We start from the raw sequence: 19,024 nt of genomic DNA, 5'->3' as shown, positions 1-19,024 counted from the left end.
ATTCCGGGGTTATTTTTTATCCTATTTTGCCTGCTATATTTTTGTGATTAATATTTTACTTGAAAGCATTAATGGTTTTGTTTTGTTTTCACTAAAATGGATATATGGAATCAAAACACAAAATACCCCAACATATTAAAAAAGAAGTAAAAACGGCACTAAGTTATTTTCCCGAACTAAATGACGTTCATATCGAGTTTAAGTTCAAGAGGAATATCAAAAAATCGACGATGCAAGCCCAACCTCAATTTGCTAGTTTTTTTAAGTCGAAAAAACATAGAAGTTACGTTATTCTAATTAGCGAGACCTTTAAGATTTCTGATAAGACCTTTTTAACTAAAAATATTCCTTCTGATATATTCATTGGTTGGATTGGGCACGAACTTGGCCATATTATGGATTACCAAAATAGAAGTAACATCAACCTCATTGGTTTTGGAATAAAATATTTAATTTCTCAAAATCACATTGTGGAAGCCGAACGCACCGCCGACACTTACGCTGTACAGCACGGCATGGGTGAATACATTTTAAAAACTAAAAATTTCATATTAAATCATGCCGACATCACCCCTATTTACAAAGCACGAATAAAAAAATATTATTTATCTCCCGAAGAAATTATGGAGTTGGTAAATAACCAAGAGGCTATACCTTCAGTTTAAGCTTGGTTACAAAAGCTTCCCATTCGGTAAATTTTTCTTCTTTCATAACACGCTCCATCTTTACTTGTCCGCCTTTTTTCTTGTTTTTCGCATTCCATTCATAAAAAACCTCAGGGCTTACCAATTTTACTTTCAAACCGTTAAGCGCTTTGCTACGGGCCACTTTATAGTTTTTATTGGCTTCTTTTAATGTATCATCTAAAGTTCGGGCTACTTTATCTGTGTTCAAATCTTGATGTTCTGCACCTAAATACCAAAAATGGTAAAATTCACCATCGTCAACCCGCTTGGCACAAATGGTATATTCTGGAATTTTGGTTGAAAATTGCTCCTCTAAAACACGCATGGCATCGTCCATTTTATTAACTGATAATTGTGAACCCACCGTATTTAAAAAGAACTTGGTTCGCCCGGTTATTTTTATTTCGGCACGTTCAATATCCGTAAATTCAATAGTATCGCCAATAATGTAACGCCAAGCGCCACTCACCGTACTTATAATGAGCACATAATCTTGATTAACCTTTACTTGGGAAATATTCACTGAAGGCGCATCCTGCACCAACGAGCCATCTTCGTTGATATATTCGGGTTTAAAGGGAACAAACTCAAAATAGATACCGTGTTCGGTATTGAGTTGCATGGCATCGGTGTCTGGTCTTATTTGTGTAGCAATGTAGCCCTCGGAAGCCAAATACGTGTCGATTACAGTGACCTCCTTTCCCATTAACGCCTTAAAGCTTTTTTCGTAGGGGCCGAAAGCCACACCGCCCGAGGTGTAAACTTGAAGATTGGGCCAAATATCGTGGATGTTGTTCAAATTATGATATTCTATCACTTTTTGAAGCATAAGCTCTATCCACGACGGAATACCACTTAAGGCTCCAATATCCCACTCTTTAGCACGTTTGGCTATATTCAAAACCCGCTCGTCCCAATCATCAATTTGGGCAATATCTTCTCCCGGTTTGTAATAGCCCCTAAACCAAAACGGAATATTACTTGCGCTTATACCGCTGATTTCACCTTCCAAAAAATTTTCATTTTTTTCCAAATCAGTAGAACTGCCCAGCATCATAATTTCCTTTTCGAAAAAATCGGCTGGCAAATCAAAATTTTTAAGCGCCAAAACTTGTTTGATTCCTGATTTTCGGATAGTCTCAATCATAGCATCGGTAACAGGAATACGCTTGCTTGATTTCCCTGTTGTACCAGAACTCAATGCGAAATAGGATAACGTTCCCGGCCAAGTAACATCATCTTCACCATCCTTTATTTTATGCCACCATTCGTCGTTTATTTTATTGTAATCGAAATACGGAATCGTTTCAGCAAATTCGGTTTCCATTTTATCTGAAGCTAAAATAGCTTCAAAATTATAATGCTTTCCAAATTGGGTATCCTTTGCTTTTTCGAGGAGTTGCTTTAAAGTGTTTTTTTGAGCTTCAATATGATTGGTTTCCGAAAATAATGTGTCGGTTAAATCAATCACCCCTTTTATAATATTACCAAGTATTGCCATGTTGTAATTTTTATGTGAAAATTACTGTTTTTGGCTCTACTTTAGTAACTCAAAACGTTTATATTTTGATGCTTTTTGTAGAATTACAGCACCAAACATTTAGACAAAGTATCTTGATAAATAGCCTCATATTTTGGAACGATACTATGCAAATCAAACTTCAAAGATTCCTTTCTAGCAGCATCTTTAAATTGTTTCAATCGTTTTTCGTCGCTTAAAATATGAATCGCATTTTTGCTCATATCTTCAATATCGCCCACATTGCTCAAATAGCCCGAAACCCCGTGAACGTTAACTTCCGGGATACCACCAGTATTACTCGATATTACCGGAACGCCCGATGCCATAGCCTCCAAAGCCGCCAATCCAAAACTTTCAGTTTGTGAGGGCAATAAAAACAAATCACTAAAACACAATATTTTCTCAATTTCATTGCTTTTTCCAAAAAATACAATTTTGTTCAAAATCCCCAATTCGTTGCACATGGCCTCCACTTTTTCTTTTTCAGGCCCTTCTCCAATAAACATAAGTTTAGCGGGCATTTGCTTTTGGATATTATAAAATACGCTGATAACATCCTGCACCCGTTTAACTGGTCTTAAATTACTGATGTGGGTGATTATTTTTTCGTTTTCCTTGGCCATCATTCCCCTTTGACAATCGGGAAAGCCATTATGTCTATACTTTTCCAAGTCGATAAAATTGGGCACGACGTGGATATTGTTTTTAATGTTGAACAGACGCAACGTGTCATCCTTCAAGCTTTTTGAAACAGCTGTCACCGCATCCGATTTATTAATGCTGAAGGTCACAGCCGGCTTGTAAAACGGGTGGTTGCCCACCAAAGTAATATCGGTGCCGTGCAAAGTAGTTACAATAGGTACATAAATCCCTTCTTCCTGGAGCATTTTTTTGGCCATATAGGCTGCATAGGCGTGCGGAATGGCATAATGCACGTGAAGGATTTCAATTTCATGAAGCTTCACCATATCGACCAATTTGCTAGACAATGCCAACTCGTAAGGCTGATAATGAAACAGCGGATATTCAGGAACGTTTACTTCGTGATAGTGTACATTGTTGCTTATAAGCTCCAACCGAACGGGCTGGCTGTAAGTAATGAAATGGATTTCGTGTCCGCGTTTAGACAATTCCAACCCCAACTCTGTGGCTACTACTCCACTACCTCCAAACGTTGGGTAGCAAACAATTCCTATTTTCATTTTTTCGCTTTTACTGTTTTAATCAACTATCGCTTCATAGATTAACTTCTGAATGTCTGTTCTGATATTCTTTCTGAGCAATAAATTCTGCCCCGCATTGGGATAAGTTCTATTGGCCAAAAATACATAAACAATCTCTTCGTCTGGGTCTGCCCATGTATAGGTTCCGGTAAAACCCGAATGCCCAAAACTGCTTTTGGATACACAGCCGCAGGTTGGCCCTTCCTCACCCAATTGTGGTTTATCGAAGCCTATACCGCGCCTATTTCCTTTATGGCAATAGTAGCAGGTATTGAATTTATCGATGGTTTCGGGCTTTAAAAATTGTTTCCCGCCGTAAAACCCCTTTTGCAGATACATTTGCATTATCTTAGCCACATCGTTGGCATTGCTAAATACGCCAGCATGCCCACCAATACCATTTTGCATAGCAGCCCCCATATCGTGCACATAACCATGTACCTCTTGAAAACGGTAATAATCATCCACCTCGGTAGGTACAATCTTTTTACTGCTTATTTTATGATATGGGTTGTACATGGTGTTATTGGCTCCCAAAGGCTCATAAAAATGCGATTGGGTTAACTGTTCCAATGTTCTGTCGTAATGGTATTCAATAAATTTCTTTAAAATGTAATATGGAAAATCGCTGTAACGGTACCTTAAGGATGAAAGCAATTCGGAATCTTTAATAATCTCAGGGATGGAATCTTGATAATCGGTTCGCAAAAAAAGGTCTTTAGCCACTTCTACATTAAAATCATCGTTACGCTCCCTTCTGTAATAATCGGCACTGGGATGTTTAGTCAAACTATCCAAAGTGCGGTAGTAAAAAGGTTCCCATGGCCGCAAACGGGCATAATGGGACAACATACTCTTTATGGTTACATTGGCTTTGTTAGAGGTTTTATATTCAGGCAAAATCTCAGAAAGTTTTGTATCCAATGAAATAATGCCTTCTTCCTCAAGTTCCATCACCAAAGGCAATGTGGCCAATATTTTGGTTAACGATGCTAAATCGTAAATATCATCAGAAGCAACTTCTTCCTTTCCTTTATAGGTGTGTTTACCAAAGTTTTTATGGTACACCACTTTTCCTTTTCTGGCCACTAGAATCTGTGCGCCCGGTGTCATCATCGAATCGACCGCAATGTTGGCTATGGAATCTATCCGATTTAACTTTGCGGTACTCATCCCCACCCGCTCTGGGATGGTGTAGCCCAATCGTTTGATATTGTTCCATTCTATGCCTTCCCCCGTTTTAAAATACGGTTGAATGGAAACCGGCAACTGACCTTTGGCATCAATAGCACCAAAAATGAGTTGTGCCGACTTTTGTTGTGCCACTTCACTGTTTTGATAACTAACAATGATGCTCGAAATGTTATCTATGCTTTTTAAACCTGAAAGCGCATAAGGTTTTACGAAAGCATCTAAAATAACGGTATTGGTCTTGGCAATTTCATCAATCCAAACTTGTTCCTGTTGCGAAAGTTCGAAAGGTTTCCACGGACTAGCATTGGAGCGATGAAAACCAACAATCACCGTATTATAAGGCTTTAACCGAGCCGTTAATTCGAATAAATTTTCCGCTTCAATTAAATGAACTTTGCCATATTTCTTTAGTTCGTTATAAAATGGCATACCCTCATCATCTCCAAACTTAACATAAGCGATGGATTTGGTTTCCAAATCTTTTAAAGGCAGTAAATTATTGTCATTTTTTACAACGGTGATGGCATTTTCAAAAAGCACTTCATTTAATGCGTCATCCTTAATACGGTTTAAATCATTCGATAAATCATGAAGTGCAATGGGCGAATAATCCTGCAACCCCACTTTGTATTTAGCCATCAAGATTTTTTTAACCGAATGTGCCAATCGGTCTTCCGTAATTTGTCCGCTGTTATAGGCTTCCATAATTTTTGAAACGCCTTGCTCCACGTCTTCCGACATTAACATGACATCATTTCCAGCCATGAATGCGGCCAAATCAATTTCGCCTGTTTCATCAAAATCGGCCGCCCCTTTCATGGTCAATGCATCAGTAAAAATCAATCCCTGAAAGGCCAACCGTTCCTTTAAAATATTGGTAACGATGTTTTTAGAAAGCGATGACGGGTAGCCTTCGCGCGTCTCTAAACTGGGTACATTCAAATGCGCCACCATAACGCTCGATAAACCTTCTGTTATTAACTTTTTATATGGGTATAACTCAATGGAGTCTATTCGTTTTTTATTGAAACTAATAGTTGGAAGCGTTTTATGCGAATCTTGGTCAGTATCGCCATGTCCCGGAAAATGTTTGGCATTGGCCAAAACACCCGCACTTTGCATGCCTTTCATAAAGGCCAAAGCTTTTTCGGTAACATTATCTCGGTCCTCCCCAAAAGAACGGTTACCAATAATAGGGTTTTGCGGGTTGGTATTGATATCTACATCGGGTGCAAAGTTAAAATGAACTCCCAAACGCTTGCAATGTTCACCGATTTGGCGTCCGGTTTGCTCCACTAATTTGTTGTCTTTAATGGCACCTAAAGTCATATTCCACGGAAAAGCATAAGTAGAGTCGAGACGCATGCTCAACCCCCATTCAGCATCCATACCAATTAACAACGGAGTTTTTGAGACCGCCTGCAATTCGTTGTTAAGTTTTGCCTGACGGTATGGCCCTCCGTTGGAATAGATAATGCCCCCAATATGATGGTCTTTAATAAGCTGTACTATTTTGTTTTTTGTGGCTAAATCTTGGTTGGACATAACCTGTACCATGTACAACTGCCCTATTTTTTCCTTTAATGTAAATGAAGCATACACGCTGTCTACCCATTTTTGTTGCGCTGCAGAATCTGTCGCCAATAAGGGGTTGACAGATTGTTGGGCAAATGAAAGAAAAGCATAAAAGAAAAATGGAATATTAATTAAGATTTGACGCATAAAATAGTTGTTAACAATAATCATCAGCTCTAACCCACTAATAATTGTGCCAAAATAATGTTTTTAAAAAGAAGATAAAAAGACTTTAAGATAGATTAACAAAAGATAATAAGCCCGCCTTTTACTTTAAAAAACGGCTATGCCAACTATCGGAAGCAGGGACTTCCCAATTTTCTTTAAACTCGGCAATATTAGTGACTAAATTATTGAATACAATGGTATTTTTAGATACCGCTTTGTCTTTTGCCATTTTTTTGAAATCGACCAATGATTTGTAAGCCACGTATTCGCCTTGCTTGTACGATACATTCATTTTATCCATTAAATCGACATTATAATCTTTCTCTAACTGCTGAATAAAATGCACCGAAGCATCGATAGAGCAACCTGTTGCCTTATTCAAGTCTTGGTTTAATCCAACGATTATAAATCGGTTATATTTAATCGAGTACCCTGCATTTAAATCACTACCATGCGCTGTCCAGTTTTCAATAAAGATGTCTAGTTTCTCTTCAATTTCTTGAATTTCCTCTGGAGTAAATGATCGATTCGCTTGGTAAATCCAAATTCGTGATTCTTCCGGTAATGTATTAAAATCTACTAACATTTTTAATCTTATTTTGGGACTGACATTTATAAGTTTTGAGCTTGCGCGATAATTTCGGCCACGTCCATAACACTTATGTCGCTTTCTTTCTCTTTAGCTTTCACGCCATCGGTCATCATGGTATTACAGTATGGGCATCCTGTAGCAATAATTCCGGGGTTGGTTTCTAAGGCATCTTCCGTTCGCAACACGTTAACATCTTTATCGCCTTTTTCGGGCTCTTTAAACATTTGAGCGCCTCCAGCGCCACAGCACAACGCGGTTCTTCGGTTGCGTTTCATTTCCAACAATTCTACGCCCAACATTTTTAAAAGTTCCCTTGGCGCTTCGTAAACCTCATTGGCACGTCCCAAATAACAAGGGTCGTGAAACGTAATGCGTTTGCCCTTGAACGCACTATCGCTTTCAACTTTCAATTTTCCCGTTTGAATGAGTTCTTCAATAAATTGTGTATGGTGTTGCACTTGGTAAACCCCACCCAACCCGGGATATTCGTTTTTTAGTGTATTGTATGAATGCGGACAAGCCGTAACAATACGCTTAACCTCGTATGCATTTAGTATTTCGATATTGGCCACAGCCTGCATTTGGAACAAAAACTCGTTTCCGGCACGTTTGGCTACATCGCCAGTACAGCTTTCTTCGGTGCCCAAAACTGCAAAATCAACATTGGCTTTGTTCAAAATTTTCACAAAAGCCCGCGTTATTTTTTTTGCCCGATCATCATAGCTTCCCGCGGAGCCTACCCAAAAGAGAATTTCCGGTTGTCGCCCTTCCGCCATGCATTCGGCCATTGTGGGTACTTTAAGTGTATCGCTCATAATCGTTTGCTTTATTGAATCTGTTTAGTTCAGAGAAAAATGGATTTTTATTCATCCATCCATTTTAATCGGTCCATTTGATTGTATGGCCAAGGCGCGCCATTGTTTTCAATATTGGTCATCATGTTATTCAGTTCTACTGGAGCTGCACTCTGCTCCATCACCAAATAACGACGCATCTCTAAAATAATAGACAATGGATCAATACTTACTGGGCAAGCCTCTACACAGGCATTGCAAGTGGTACAGGCCCAGAGTTCCTCTCGGGTAATATAATCGTCCAGAAGTTGTTTGCCATCGCCTTTAAACTCACCCTTGTTGGCATCGATATTTTTCCCCACTTCTTCCAATCGGTCGCGGGTATCCATCATAATTTTTCTTGGCGATAGTTTTTTGCCCGTCAAGTTAGCCGGGCATTCGCTGGTACAGCGTCCGCATTCGGTACAAGTGTAGGCATTCAGTAATTGCACCCAGTTTAAATCCTGCACGTCACTCGCCCCGAACTTTTCGGGCACATCGTCTTCTTCGCCTTCCGCTGGCGCAGCAAACGGATTGGCATTGGGGTCCATCATCATTTTAACCTCGTTGGTTACAGCCTCTAAATTATTAAGTTGCCCTTTGGGCTGTAATTTTCCGTAGTACGTATTCGGGAATGCCAATAAAATATGTAAATGCTTTGAAAAATACAGGTAATTCAAAAAAACAAGGATACCAACGATGTGCAACCACCAAGCGGCTCGTTCGATAAAGCGTAACGTTGATTCTGGCAACCCACCAAACCAAGGCGCTATAAACTGGCTGACCACGTTTCCGGAATTGAGTTCCTGAAAATTTGTATCTGTAGCATTCATCACTAAAAACAGCAACATCAAAACCATCTCGAAATACAGAATGAAATTTCCATCGTTTTTAGGCCAAGCCGTCATTTCGCTTTTCCAAAAACGTGCCAATTTTATAATGTTTCTGCGTACCCAAAAAATAACTACGGAAACAAACACCAAAATGGCTAAAATCTCGAAGATTCCAATTAAGGCACCATAAACAGAAACAGGCAATACTTTTAACCCTATTCTATGGGTGCCAAAAACACCATCAATAATAATTTCTAAAACCTCCAGATTAATGACAACAAAACCTATATAAACGATAACGTGCAATATGCCTGAAATAGGTCTGCGCACCATTTTACTTTGCCCCAGCGCAATCCTGGCCATGTTGCGTAAACGCTCAGACTTATTATCGCTAACATCTACATCTCTACCGAGCTTAATGTTTCGGATGAGTTTTTTAACATTTTTGGCAAAATAACCAATGCCCAGTATTAATATAACTGCAAAAATGGCGTTAGGTAAATAGTTCATATTTGCTGTTGGTTAGTTGTCTTGCTTAATTTCGTTCCCTTCCGCATCATATTGTTTGGGCTTTTTTCCAAACAATGAGAAATGTACATAGCGCTTTGGGTTTAACTTCATGTCTTCCAAAAGTTGCTCCAATTGCAGGGTGGCGCCCTCTAAATTATCGTACAATCCTTCGTCTTTCAAAAATTTACCGAAAGTACCTTCGCCGTCTTGCATGCCGCCCATAAGCTGGTTGAAGTTTGATAGTGTAGATTCTAAATCGGCAATGGTTTTGTCTAAATTTGAATTTGCAATTTTATCGGTGACAACAGCTAAATCTCCTGTAAGTTTATGGGCATTAAAAAGCACGCTATCAATACTTTCTTTATTTGAGTCAATTATTTGATTTAAAGCATTTGATGTACTCTTAAATGATGTGATAGTTAAACTTAATTCAGAGATGCTGGTTTTTAAATTTTCTTTGGTTTTTTCATCAAAAACATCATTCATATTTGTCAATAAACCATCAGCACTTACCATCATTTTTTCAATTTTTTCCTGTAATGGCGTCAACCTTTGATTCACTAATTCCGATAGGCCGTCTTTGGTTTTTCCCACTAAAACATCTCCTGTTTTAGCTTCTTCAGCACCATCAAAAGCTGGCACAATAGCTATGGCCTTTCCGCCGATAAGTCCGGTTTCATACAATTCGGCCGTACTGTTTTTTGAAAATGGAAAATCTGTGCTTACTAGCAATTCCACCTTCAATTTGCCAGAGCCGTCCTCTTTAAAACTAATATTTGAAACTTTACCAACGCTCAATCCGTTGATAGTAACCGGCATTGAAGGTGTTAAGCCCTCAACGTTATCATACGAGGTGTAAAGAGTCTTGGAGTTGTCGAATAAATTTTGACCTTTAAGATAATTAAACCCAAAAACGAAGAGTAAAATTCCTAAAACTACGAGTATGCCTGTTTTGACTTCTTTTGTTATTTTCAAGGTAAATATGTTTGGTAAACAAATTTAATACAATTTTAAAAAGAACAGCCTTTAATTTGCGGTTGATTTTAGGGCATCGACCAAGGGAATCTTCTCTCCGTTTTTAAACGCTACAATAAAGCAGGAACCGTAACCTTTATTTCTGGCCTCATTTTCAAATTGTTGCGCATCACTGTAATTGGATGACTGCCCATAAAAATATTTATACAGACTGCCCTCCTTTAATTTTGAAATTTGATTCAATCCTTTAAAATTATAGGGTTTGGTTTCCAGAGATTTTGAACTGGCAGCAATTTGCACTTTAAAGGAAATATCGCTGGATGTTGTTTCAGCTGCGCCTGGTGAATTATCAACCACCTCAAAATGATCAACATTTTTATCGAGGCTGTTTTTGTAATCCAAAATAGCTCCTATTATAGCTTTAGAAATTTCATTTTGCCCCTTTTTTGAATTTAAGTAAGCGCCCTCTTGCCTATAAGTTAAAAATCCTATTTCCACCAAAACACTGGGCATAACCGTTTGGTGCAATACGATAAACCCCGCCTGTTTTACGCCTCTATTTTTTCGTTTTAATGCATTGGTAAACTTATCTTGAATGATACTGGCCAATAAAATACTTTGGTCCAAATACTCCTCTTGGCTCAACAGAATACTCATCACCGATTCTGGCGAGTTGGGATCGAAACCTTCGTAGTTTTTTTCATAATCGTCCTCCATAAAAATCACCGAGTTTTCTTTTTTGGCAACTTCGAAATTCGTTTCGTTTCTATGTGTCCCTAATACAAAAGTTTCCGTACCGTGTGCCGCAGAACCATGGGCGTTGCAATGTACCGAAACAAATAAATCGGCCTTTGCTTTGTTGGCTATTTTCCCTCTAACAAACAAATCGATAAATTTATCGGTCTTTCGGGTGTAAACCACTTTTATATCGGGGTTTTTCTCCAGTTCTTCACCAACCGCCAAAACCACTTTTAAGGCGATGTCTTTCTCCAAATAACCATTGCCCGTGTTGCCCGAATCCTTGCCGCCATGCCCGGCGTCGAGCACTACAACAAATTTTTTATCCTTATTTACTTCGTTATCGGTAAATGAAGAAAATGTTAATACTATTATAAAAGATACGAAAAGTAATATGTGGTGCGTTTTCATTTGGTACATCATCATTTTGAACAGCTCAACAACCCATTTTGTTGGTATCGCTATAATTAAAACGGGCATTGATGCCGCTTTATTTCGCTATAAAACTAAAGGGGTTTTTAATTTTAAATTTTTAATTGAATATTAAATCAATCCCAGAAAAATATATGTAATTTTGGCATTTCAAAAACCGAGCCATACTTTTACAAAAATACATTTAAAAGCGTTGCGTACAAACAACTTTAAAATACTTTTTGCATTAAGTTTTACAGTGTTTATCAACACGTTAAGCTTCGCCCAAGATATAAAACCCAAACAGGATTCCATTAAGCCCGTAGTGGAAGAAAAACTTGTTATAAAAACCGACAGCACAGCTATAACCGAAACGATTGCCATTGAGCAAGATAGCACCGTTACAGACTCCATAAAACCCAAAAAAGAACTTTTGGAACACACGGTAACCTATCATGCCGATGACTATACACGTTTCGACCAAAAAAAGCAGAAACTGTACCTTTATAACAATGCCAGAATCGATTACGGTGATATGAACATCACTGCAGGCGATATTACCATTGATTACAATAAAAATACCGTTTACGCCAAAGGAGTAAAAGATAGTGTTGGCGAATACACCCAAAAACCCGTTTTTACACAAGGCAGTAACGTGGTAGAGCCCGATTCTATTATTTTTAATACCGAAACCAAAAAAGCCCTGATTTATAATTCGAAGACCGAACAAGGCGAAGGTACCGTTATTGCTTCGGTTACCAAAAAGGAAAACGATTCCGTTTACTTTCTAAAGAATGCTAAATACACTACGGCCGAAAATTTAGAAGATCCCGAATATTACATCAAACTTAGAAAGGCCAAAGTAGTTCCCGGAAAAAAAATTGTAACCGGATTGGCCAACCTGTTTATTTACGATGTACCTACCCCACTGGGTTTGCCTTTTGGTTTTTTTCCTCAGAGTGAAAAACATACTTCGGGCGTTATTATCCCTACTTTCGGTGAACAAAACAACCGTGGTTATTTTTTACAGAACGGCGGTTACTATTTCGCCATTAGTGATTATGTCGATTTGGCTGCTTTGGGCGATTATTACACCAACGGTAGTTACGGTATTCGTATGGAAAGCGCCTATAAAAAGCGCTATCGATTCAACGGAAATTTCAGTTTTAGATTTGAAAGCTTGATAAACAGCGAACGGGGTTTTCCCGATTACAGCAAGAGCACCATTTACAACCTAAGGTGGTCGCACAGCCAAGATGCCAAAGCCAGCCCTAATTCCAGATTTTCGGCATCGGTAAACTTGGGTAGTAGTAATTATTACCAACAATCGAACAACCAAGTTAATGTTAGTAACCGATTGAACAATACATTGCAGTCTTCGGTATCATACTCAAAAACCTTTCAAGGCGAACCGCAAGTTAATGTCAGCTTAACGGCTACCCACCAACAAAACACACAAACGCAATCCATAAACATGACGCTGCCCACGTTACAGGGAAGCGTTGGCAGAATGTACCCCTTTGCATCCAGTGAAGGCACTAAAAAAGGACTCATACAAAACATCAACCTACAATATAATTTGAGAGGAGAAAATAGAATTTCTACTACCGATTCACTGTTCTTTAAAAAAGAAATGTTTGACGATGCCAAAGCGGGCTTTCAGCATACCATTCCGTTGAGTACCAATTTTAAGGTATTCAAGTATTTTAGTATGAGTGCCAGCACCAATTTCAATGAAGTGTGGACCTTTAAAACCATCAACCGTTCTTACGATTTGGAAGAAGATGAGGAAGTTATAGAAACCGTGAACGGATTCGATTCCTTCAGAACGTATAATTTTAGCACCAGTTTAGGAACCACTATTTACGGTACTAAAAACTTTGAAAAAGAAGGCGAAGACCGAAAGATAAAGGCCATTAGGCATGTTATCCGTCCGTCGATCAGCTATAACATCAACCCAGCGTTTGACCAATATTACGATACTTATGAAGGTGACGAAATTATTGATGCCGATGGCACTACGAGACGTGAATTGTTAGAATACACCCGTTTTGAGCAAGGTATTTTTGGAACGCCCGGAAAGAATTTTTCAAGTTCAATGGGTATTTCGGTGTCGAATAATATAGAAGCCAAAGTAAGAGATAAAGACAGTACGGCCACAGAACCCAAAAAAGTGGTTATTTTCAACAACCTAAACTTTAGTACCTCTTACAACTTTGCCGGCGATTCGCTGCAATGGAGCCCCATAAGAATGAATGGTGGTACGCAACTGTTCAAAAACAAAATGAGCATAAACTTTAGTGCCACCTTAGACCCTTACGCGTTGGATAACAACAATAATAAAATTGACAAGTTCAATATCGATAACGGCGGAAGCCTTTTTAGACTTACAGGAGGTAACATAAACGCCAGTTGGTCGTTTTCTAGTAAAGACAGCGCAGGCAGCAAAGATGACAAAAACATTGAGGAAAACCTTCGTGGCGGTGGCAGGGCGGATGATTTGTTTGGAGTCGCTGAAGATTTCTCCAACCAACAATATGACGACGAGGAGGAAGACGAAGATAAAACCCCAAGTGAGTTTTATAACTTCAAAATCCCTTGGAGTTTGAGGTTGGCCTACGCGGTAAATTACTCCAATTCGAGGCGGCAGAATGAAATATCGTCGCACTCGCTCATGTTTTCGGGCGATATTGAATTATCTGAAAAATGGTCGGTGGGAGCTTCGTCGGGTTACGATTTTAAAAACTTGGGCTTTACCACTACCCAACTCCGTTTTGAGCGTGATTTATTAAGTTGGCGTATGAATTTTAGCTGGACGCCGTTCGGAGCTTACAAATCATGGAATTTCTTTATTGGTATTAAATCCAGTCTGCTAAAAGATTTGAAATACGAAAAACGCAGACAGCCCGATATTCAATTGTAGGTTTGCTTATCTTTACAAAAAGGCACAAAATGAAAAAAATTATTACTACCACAAACGCCCCCGCTCCTATTGGGCCATATAACCAAGCGGTTTTAACAGGCAACACCCTTTATATTTCGGGACAAATTGCATTGAATCCAGAAACAGGCCAATTGGTGTTAAACAACATAAAAGATGAAACCCAACAAGTGATGCAAAATTTAAAAGCGATTTTAAAAGCAGCCGATATGACTTTTGAAAATGTGGTGAAATCATCAATATTCATTTCAGATATGGATGATTTTCTATCAATTAATGAAGTTTACGGTAGCTTTTTTGATGAAGCCACTGCTCCCGCACGAGAAACGGTACAAGTGGCCAAACTGCCAAAAAATGTGAATGTTGAAATTAGCATGATTGCTGTACAATAAATTCCAGTTTGTAAGCAACCTTAAATTGTTTTTAATTTTTTCAGTTAGTTTAGGGATTACAATATCAACGGATTTGTATCATATTTTTTAAGCACGGGCAAAAGTTCCAATAGGGAAACTTCAATGGAATAAGTACCGGTATATGACGGGCAGATAACACAGTCGTCAAAATAGAATTCCACATTCATATCGTTGATTACAAAATTATTCTTAGCGGCCATAAAATCTTCAGAAGATATCTCCCAACATTCGTAGTATATCTCGCCACTTGCTATTTTATTTTTAATGGATGTATTAATCCTTTCTATGAGTTCTTCCTCAGAACCTTCTACAAAAAAATCTTCAAAATCCATAAACGTACTTGTACTGAGATTATAGTTAAAACAATCGAAAGAATAACTCGGAAACAAGGTGCCCGAATAGAAATTTTCCTTATAAAACAGTACGCTTATTAGCTCGTCGTTTAGATTATATATTTTATAGTCTATAAGCCTTTGTTCTCTGAATTTTATAGACCCTATACTGTCGCAAAAGGCTTTGGTTTGTAAAATATCCGATTCGGTTTTAGAAATGTTGACATAGTAGTTATTAATAAAATCGTTAAAACTGCTATACCTTAAATTGAAGGATTCATTAAGTTGTGGATACCTAAAGTTAATAACATAATCATCTCTTTTTACCACATATTTTTTTTCTAAAACCAACCCTTCTAGAGTTTCTTGGTCATCTTTTTTCTCAATGAGTTGTTTTTGTTTGTTCTCAATCGAAATGGCTTTACGTGTTTCCCAATCACTATCTTCCAATTTTATGGTGTCCCCTAAGAATATTTTTCCCTGCGGATCAACATCATCAACAGTTATTGGATAGTCGCTTTTTTTATCTGTTTTGCAATTTATAAAAGCGATCAGTATAAAAAGTAAACATACATATCTCATGGCTAATATGATTAGTTAGTTATCCCTCATTTTACCTGTAAGCTCTTCCACTTTTATTTCAAAAACAATGGGCAAATCATCATTTGCAATTTTACTGGAAAACTCACTTATAAAATCCAGTTTACGATGTTCTTTATTAATTATTAAGTCTTTAACACCTAGAGAAAACAAGTGTAATTGCACTTTTGCAGTAGCCCCAGAAAGCTCTTTGTAAGTACCATGGGCCAAAATAGAATTCCAAGAATTTACGGAGTCTATTTCTGAAACTCCTAAAGACACCTGTTTGTGAAGCCTCATCGCTCTTATCTTGTGCCCCTCGCCAGAATAGCTAATTATAACCCCTATATTTTTATCATAAAAATAAGTAATGGGCACAACAAAGGGGCGGCCTCTGTAAATATAGGATAGGTTACCAATGAAATTTGAAGCCAAAACGGCAATCGATTCGCTTTTATCTAATGTCTTAATCATTTCTTTAGTTTTTAAGTTAGTTGTTGCAGTTAAATTACTCGATACAAACCATATAGACTATGACATAAATCAGGTTGATGCTGTTTGCTTCTCTTGAATTAATCAAGAATTATAGTATTGAAAATACTATTACTTTTTATTGGGAATAACCAAAAACGGCACTTTTAAATGAAATCCGATTTGATTTACAGTATTCTTAAAGAAGAAACTTTCAAAAAAAGAATGTTTATTGTTTATAATAGCCAATAGGTTGATTTTATTCTTAACCTGAAATGTATTTATGACTTCTGTAATTTCCATACTCTTTACGTTATGAAACAGGAAAGCCGATGTACCGAATAGCGCTTCTAATTTGGCCTTATTTTCTTTTTGGTTTTTGAATAATTCGTAGCCTGTACCTAAGCGCATGGCATTTAATCTTGCTTTATTACCTGAAACTATGTGTTCAAAATGATATTGAAAGCTCAACACCCATATACCAAGCTTTAACCAATAGCATTCTAATAGTTAAATTGCGGCTTGGCAACCAGCCTAAAACCTTTATGTTAAACAAATCAATAATTACAGTTAAGTGAAGCTAGCACTAGCCCACAACCTCCAATTTAGCAAAACGCAGCAATAGCTTTTTAACGCCACCGTGCTGAAACTTAATTTCGGCTTTGGTATCGGCACCTGTGCCTTCTATTTTTAAAACCTCACCCGTACCAAAACGGATGTGTTTAACCGTGTTCCCCACAGCCAATTTGCTATCGAATAAATTGGTGCTTTGTTGACTACTTCCATTGGTTTGCGCAACGGGCTTTAAGTTTTTAGGTTGCGACGCTTGGAATTTTTCGGGTTCGCTTTTTGCTTTACCTTTCTTAAAAACAGGTTGTTTGGCTGGTTTGTAGCGCACTTTATTTTGGTCTGAACTACGGATTTGCTCGGGCGCATCGCCAAAAATATCGGCATCAAGCATCGGGTTGAAACGGCGTTCTTCAATGGGCGTGACAATATCGAGATACTGCTCGTCGATTTCCTCAATAAAACGGCTCGGTTCAGAATCAACCAATTTCCCCCAACGGTAGCGCGAAAGCGCATAGGTTAAATACGCCTGTTTTTCAGCGCGAGTTAAGGCCACATAAAATAACCTACGCTCCTCCTCCAACTCGCTTCGCGTATTCATACTCATGGCACTCGGGAACAAATCTTCCTCCAAGCCCACAATATAAACATACGGGAATTCCAGACCTTTGGCCAAGTGTATGGTCATTAGCGCCACTTGGTCGGCGTCTTCTTTTTCGTTGTCCAAATCGGTTGCCAAAGCCACATCTTCAAGGAATTCGGCCAACGAACCTGTGGCATCGGCCAATTCTTTTTGGCCTTCCACAAAATCTTTCATACCGTTTAAAAGTTCCTCGATATTTTCCATACGGGTAACGCCTTCCGGTGTACCATCTTTATTGAATTCCTTAATCAATCCGCTAGTTCGGGTAACGTGCTCGGCCAATTCAAAAACATCGGCCGTTTGGTTCAATACTTGGTAACTTTCAATAAGCGTTACAAAATTTTGAAGCTTGTTTTTTATGCCTGAATTGACCTTAATATCGGTTTTATCGATATTTTTCATCACCTCAAAAATGCTGCGTTTATAGCCATTGGCAGCAACAATCAAGCGGTCGATTGTGGTTTGGCCAATTCCCCTCGGTGGAAAATTGATAACACGTTTTAAAGCTTCCTCATCAGCCGGATTGATAATTAAACGTAAATACGACAGCACATCCTTGATTTCCTTGCGTTGGTAAAATGAAAGTCCACCATAAATCCGATATGGAATATCGCGTTTACGCAACGCATCTTCAATGGAACGCGACTGCGCATTGGTACGGTACAAAATGGCAAAATCACTGTTGTTGAGCTGGTGGTTCATTTTGTTATCAAAAATCGTACTGGCCACATAACGGCCTTCGTCAGCGTCGGTCAACGAACGGTTTACTTTAATTTTTGGGCCGTCGTCATTGGCCGTCCAAACCACTTTTTCAAGTTTCGTTTGGTTTTTGTCGATAATGGAATTCGCCGCATTGACAATGTTTTTGGTAGAACGGTAGTTTTGCTCTAATCGGAACACTTTTACATCGTCATAATCCTTTTGGAAATTCAGAATATTGTTGATGTTAGCTCCACGGAAGGCATAAATACTCTGGGCATCGTCGCCTACCACGCATATGTTTTGGAATTTATCGGAAAGCGCGCGAACGATTAAATATTGTGAATGGTTGGTATCCTGGTACTCATCAACCAAAATATACTTAAATCGGTTTTGATATTTGGCCAACACATCGGGAAAACGGGTAAGCAATTCATTGGTTTTTAATAGCAAATCATCAAAATCCATTGCTCCTGCTTTAAAGCAACGCTCTACATATTCTTTGTAAATATCACCCATTCGCGGACGCCGTGCCATGGTATCGGCCTCTATTAATTCCTGATTTTGAAAATACGCCCGAACGGTAATCAAACTGTTTTTGTAGGACGAAATTCTGGAACGAATTTGCTTGTATTTGTAGATATCCTTATCGAGGTTCATTTCCTTGATAATATCTCGAATCAACCTATCGGAATCCTGCGTATCATAAATTGTGAAATTACTCGGATAACCCAATTTATCGGCCTCGATACGTAATATTTTAGCAAATACCGAGTGAAACGTCCCCATCCAAAGGTTTTTAGCTTCGCTGGCACCCACAATTTGCGAAATACGCTCTTTCATCTCACGCGCCGCTTTGTTGGTAAAGGTGAGCGACAAAATATTAAAAGGATCAATGCCTTTGCTCATCATATAAGCAATTCGGTAAGTGAGCACACGGGTTTTCCCCGATCCCGCTCCCGCAATAACTATCATGGGGCCATCAATTTGTATAGTAGGCTCTAACTGTGCATCGTTCAACTGGCTTAAATACTTCTCCAAAATCAATTTTATTTTTAAAGGCTAAAATTAACCATTGCCCCCCGTTTACAACGACAGATTTATTAATAATTATAAACA

The 19,024-nt window shown here is 38.5% G+C and carries 15 protein-coding genes; 3 read left to right on the top strand and 12 right to left on the bottom strand.

The genetic code is table 11. From position 1 onward, the window contains the following. Positions 1 to 104: 104 nt before the first annotated feature. Positions 105 to 665, top strand: a complete 561-nt coding sequence (locus tag ABI125_09025; protein XCF04870.1) for a hypothetical protein — start codon at positions 105 to 107, stop codon at positions 663 to 665. Here the strand turns inward: ABI125_09025 and ABI125_09020 are convergent. From ABI125_09020 to ABI125_08985, 8 genes are all read right to left on the bottom strand, one after another. Beyond that, positions 649 to 2,187, bottom strand: coding sequence for a GH3 auxin-responsive promoter family protein (locus ABI125_09020; protein XCF04869.1), 1,539 nt, complete (start codon positions 2,185 to 2,187; stop codon positions 649 to 651). The genes ABI125_09025 and ABI125_09020 overlap by 17 nt on opposite strands. 83 nt (positions 2,188 to 2,270) lie before the next feature. After that, the gene (gene bshA, locus ABI125_09015) at positions 2,271 to 3,410 is read right to left on the bottom strand and encodes an N-acetyl-alpha-D-glucosaminyl L-malate synthase BshA (protein XCF04868.1); all 1,140 of its coding nucleotides are present in this window, start codon (positions 3,408 to 3,410) and stop codon (positions 2,271 to 2,273) included. Between the two features lie 18 nt (positions 3,411 to 3,428). After that, positions 3,429 to 6,347: a glycoside hydrolase family 3 N-terminal domain-containing protein gene (locus ABI125_09010; protein XCF04867.1), complete on the bottom strand. Its 2,919-nt coding sequence runs from the start codon at positions 6,345 to 6,347 to the stop codon at positions 3,429 to 3,431. 121 nt (positions 6,348 to 6,468) lie between these two features. Beyond that, positions 6,469 to 6,954 (bottom strand): ABC transporter ATPase, encoded by a 486-nt coding sequence (locus ABI125_09005; GenBank protein ID XCF04866.1) that lies wholly within the window; start codon positions 6,952 to 6,954, stop codon positions 6,469 to 6,471. Positions 6,955 to 6,980: 26 nt separating this feature from the next. After that, complete coding sequence (locus ABI125_09000) at positions 6,981 to 7,775, bottom strand: (Fe-S)-binding protein (GenBank protein XCF04865.1); 795 nt, start codon at positions 7,773 to 7,775, stop codon at positions 6,981 to 6,983. A gap of 47 nt (positions 7,776 to 7,822) precedes the next feature. Then, the gene (locus ABI125_08995) at positions 7,823 to 9,136 is read right to left on the bottom strand and encodes a (Fe-S)-binding protein (GenBank protein XCF04864.1); all 1,314 of its coding nucleotides are present in this window, start codon (positions 9,134 to 9,136) and stop codon (positions 7,823 to 7,825) included. A gap of 12 nt (positions 9,137 to 9,148) precedes the next feature. Further along, positions 9,149 to 10,111, bottom strand: coding sequence for an MlaD family protein (locus ABI125_08990; GenBank protein ID XCF04863.1), 963 nt, complete (start codon positions 10,109 to 10,111; stop codon positions 9,149 to 9,151). Positions 10,112 to 10,162: 51 nt separating this feature from the next. Beyond that, complete coding sequence (locus ABI125_08985; protein XCF07892.1) at positions 10,163 to 11,260, bottom strand: N-acetylmuramoyl-L-alanine amidase; 1,098 nt, start codon at positions 11,258 to 11,260, stop codon at positions 10,163 to 10,165. A gap of 163 nt (positions 11,261 to 11,423) precedes the next feature. Between ABI125_08985 and ABI125_08980 the strand changes: the two genes are divergently transcribed. Together ABI125_08980 and ABI125_08975 are read left to right on the top strand one after the other, a co-directional pair. Beyond that, a complete protein-coding gene (locus ABI125_08980) occupies positions 11,424 to 14,183 on the top strand; it encodes a putative LPS assembly protein LptD (protein XCF04862.1) in 2,760 nt (919 codons plus the stop codon). 29 nt (positions 14,184 to 14,212) lie between these two features. Then, the gene (locus ABI125_08975) at positions 14,213 to 14,593 is read left to right on the top strand and encodes a RidA family protein (protein XCF04861.1); all 381 of its coding nucleotides are present in this window, start codon (positions 14,213 to 14,215) and stop codon (positions 14,591 to 14,593) included. Between the two features lie 56 nt (positions 14,594 to 14,649). Here the strand turns inward: ABI125_08975 and ABI125_08970 are convergent, their stop codons facing one another. The 4 genes from ABI125_08970 to ABI125_08955 form a co-directional block, all read right to left on the bottom strand. Continuing rightward, positions 14,650 to 15,528, bottom strand: a complete 879-nt coding sequence (locus ABI125_08970; GenBank protein ID XCF04860.1) for an RsiV family protein — start codon at positions 15,526 to 15,528, stop codon at positions 14,650 to 14,652. 15 nt (positions 15,529 to 15,543) lie between these two features. After that, the gene (locus ABI125_08965; protein ID XCF04859.1) at positions 15,544 to 15,999 is read right to left on the bottom strand and encodes a pyridoxamine 5'-phosphate oxidase family protein; all 456 of its coding nucleotides are present in this window, start codon (positions 15,997 to 15,999) and stop codon (positions 15,544 to 15,546) included. A gap of 129 nt (positions 16,000 to 16,128) precedes the next feature. Beyond that, complete coding sequence (locus ABI125_08960; GenBank protein XCF04858.1) at positions 16,129 to 16,407, bottom strand: hypothetical protein; 279 nt, start codon at positions 16,405 to 16,407, stop codon at positions 16,129 to 16,131. A 175-nt stretch (positions 16,408 to 16,582) separates the two neighbouring features. Further along, positions 16,583 to 18,946, bottom strand: coding sequence for a UvrD-helicase domain-containing protein (locus ABI125_08955; GenBank protein XCF04857.1), 2,364 nt, complete (start codon positions 18,944 to 18,946; stop codon positions 16,583 to 16,585). Positions 18,947 to 19,024 lie beyond the last annotated feature (78 nt).

Source organism: Tamlana crocina, assembly GCA_040429635.1.
In the GTDB taxonomy this organism is placed as follows: Bacteria; Bacteroidota; Bacteroidia; order Flavobacteriales; family Flavobacteriaceae; genus Flavisericum; species Flavisericum crocinum.
The sequence above is the reverse complement of the archived record's forward strand: the minus strand, read 5'-3'. Positions and strand labels throughout refer to the sequence as shown.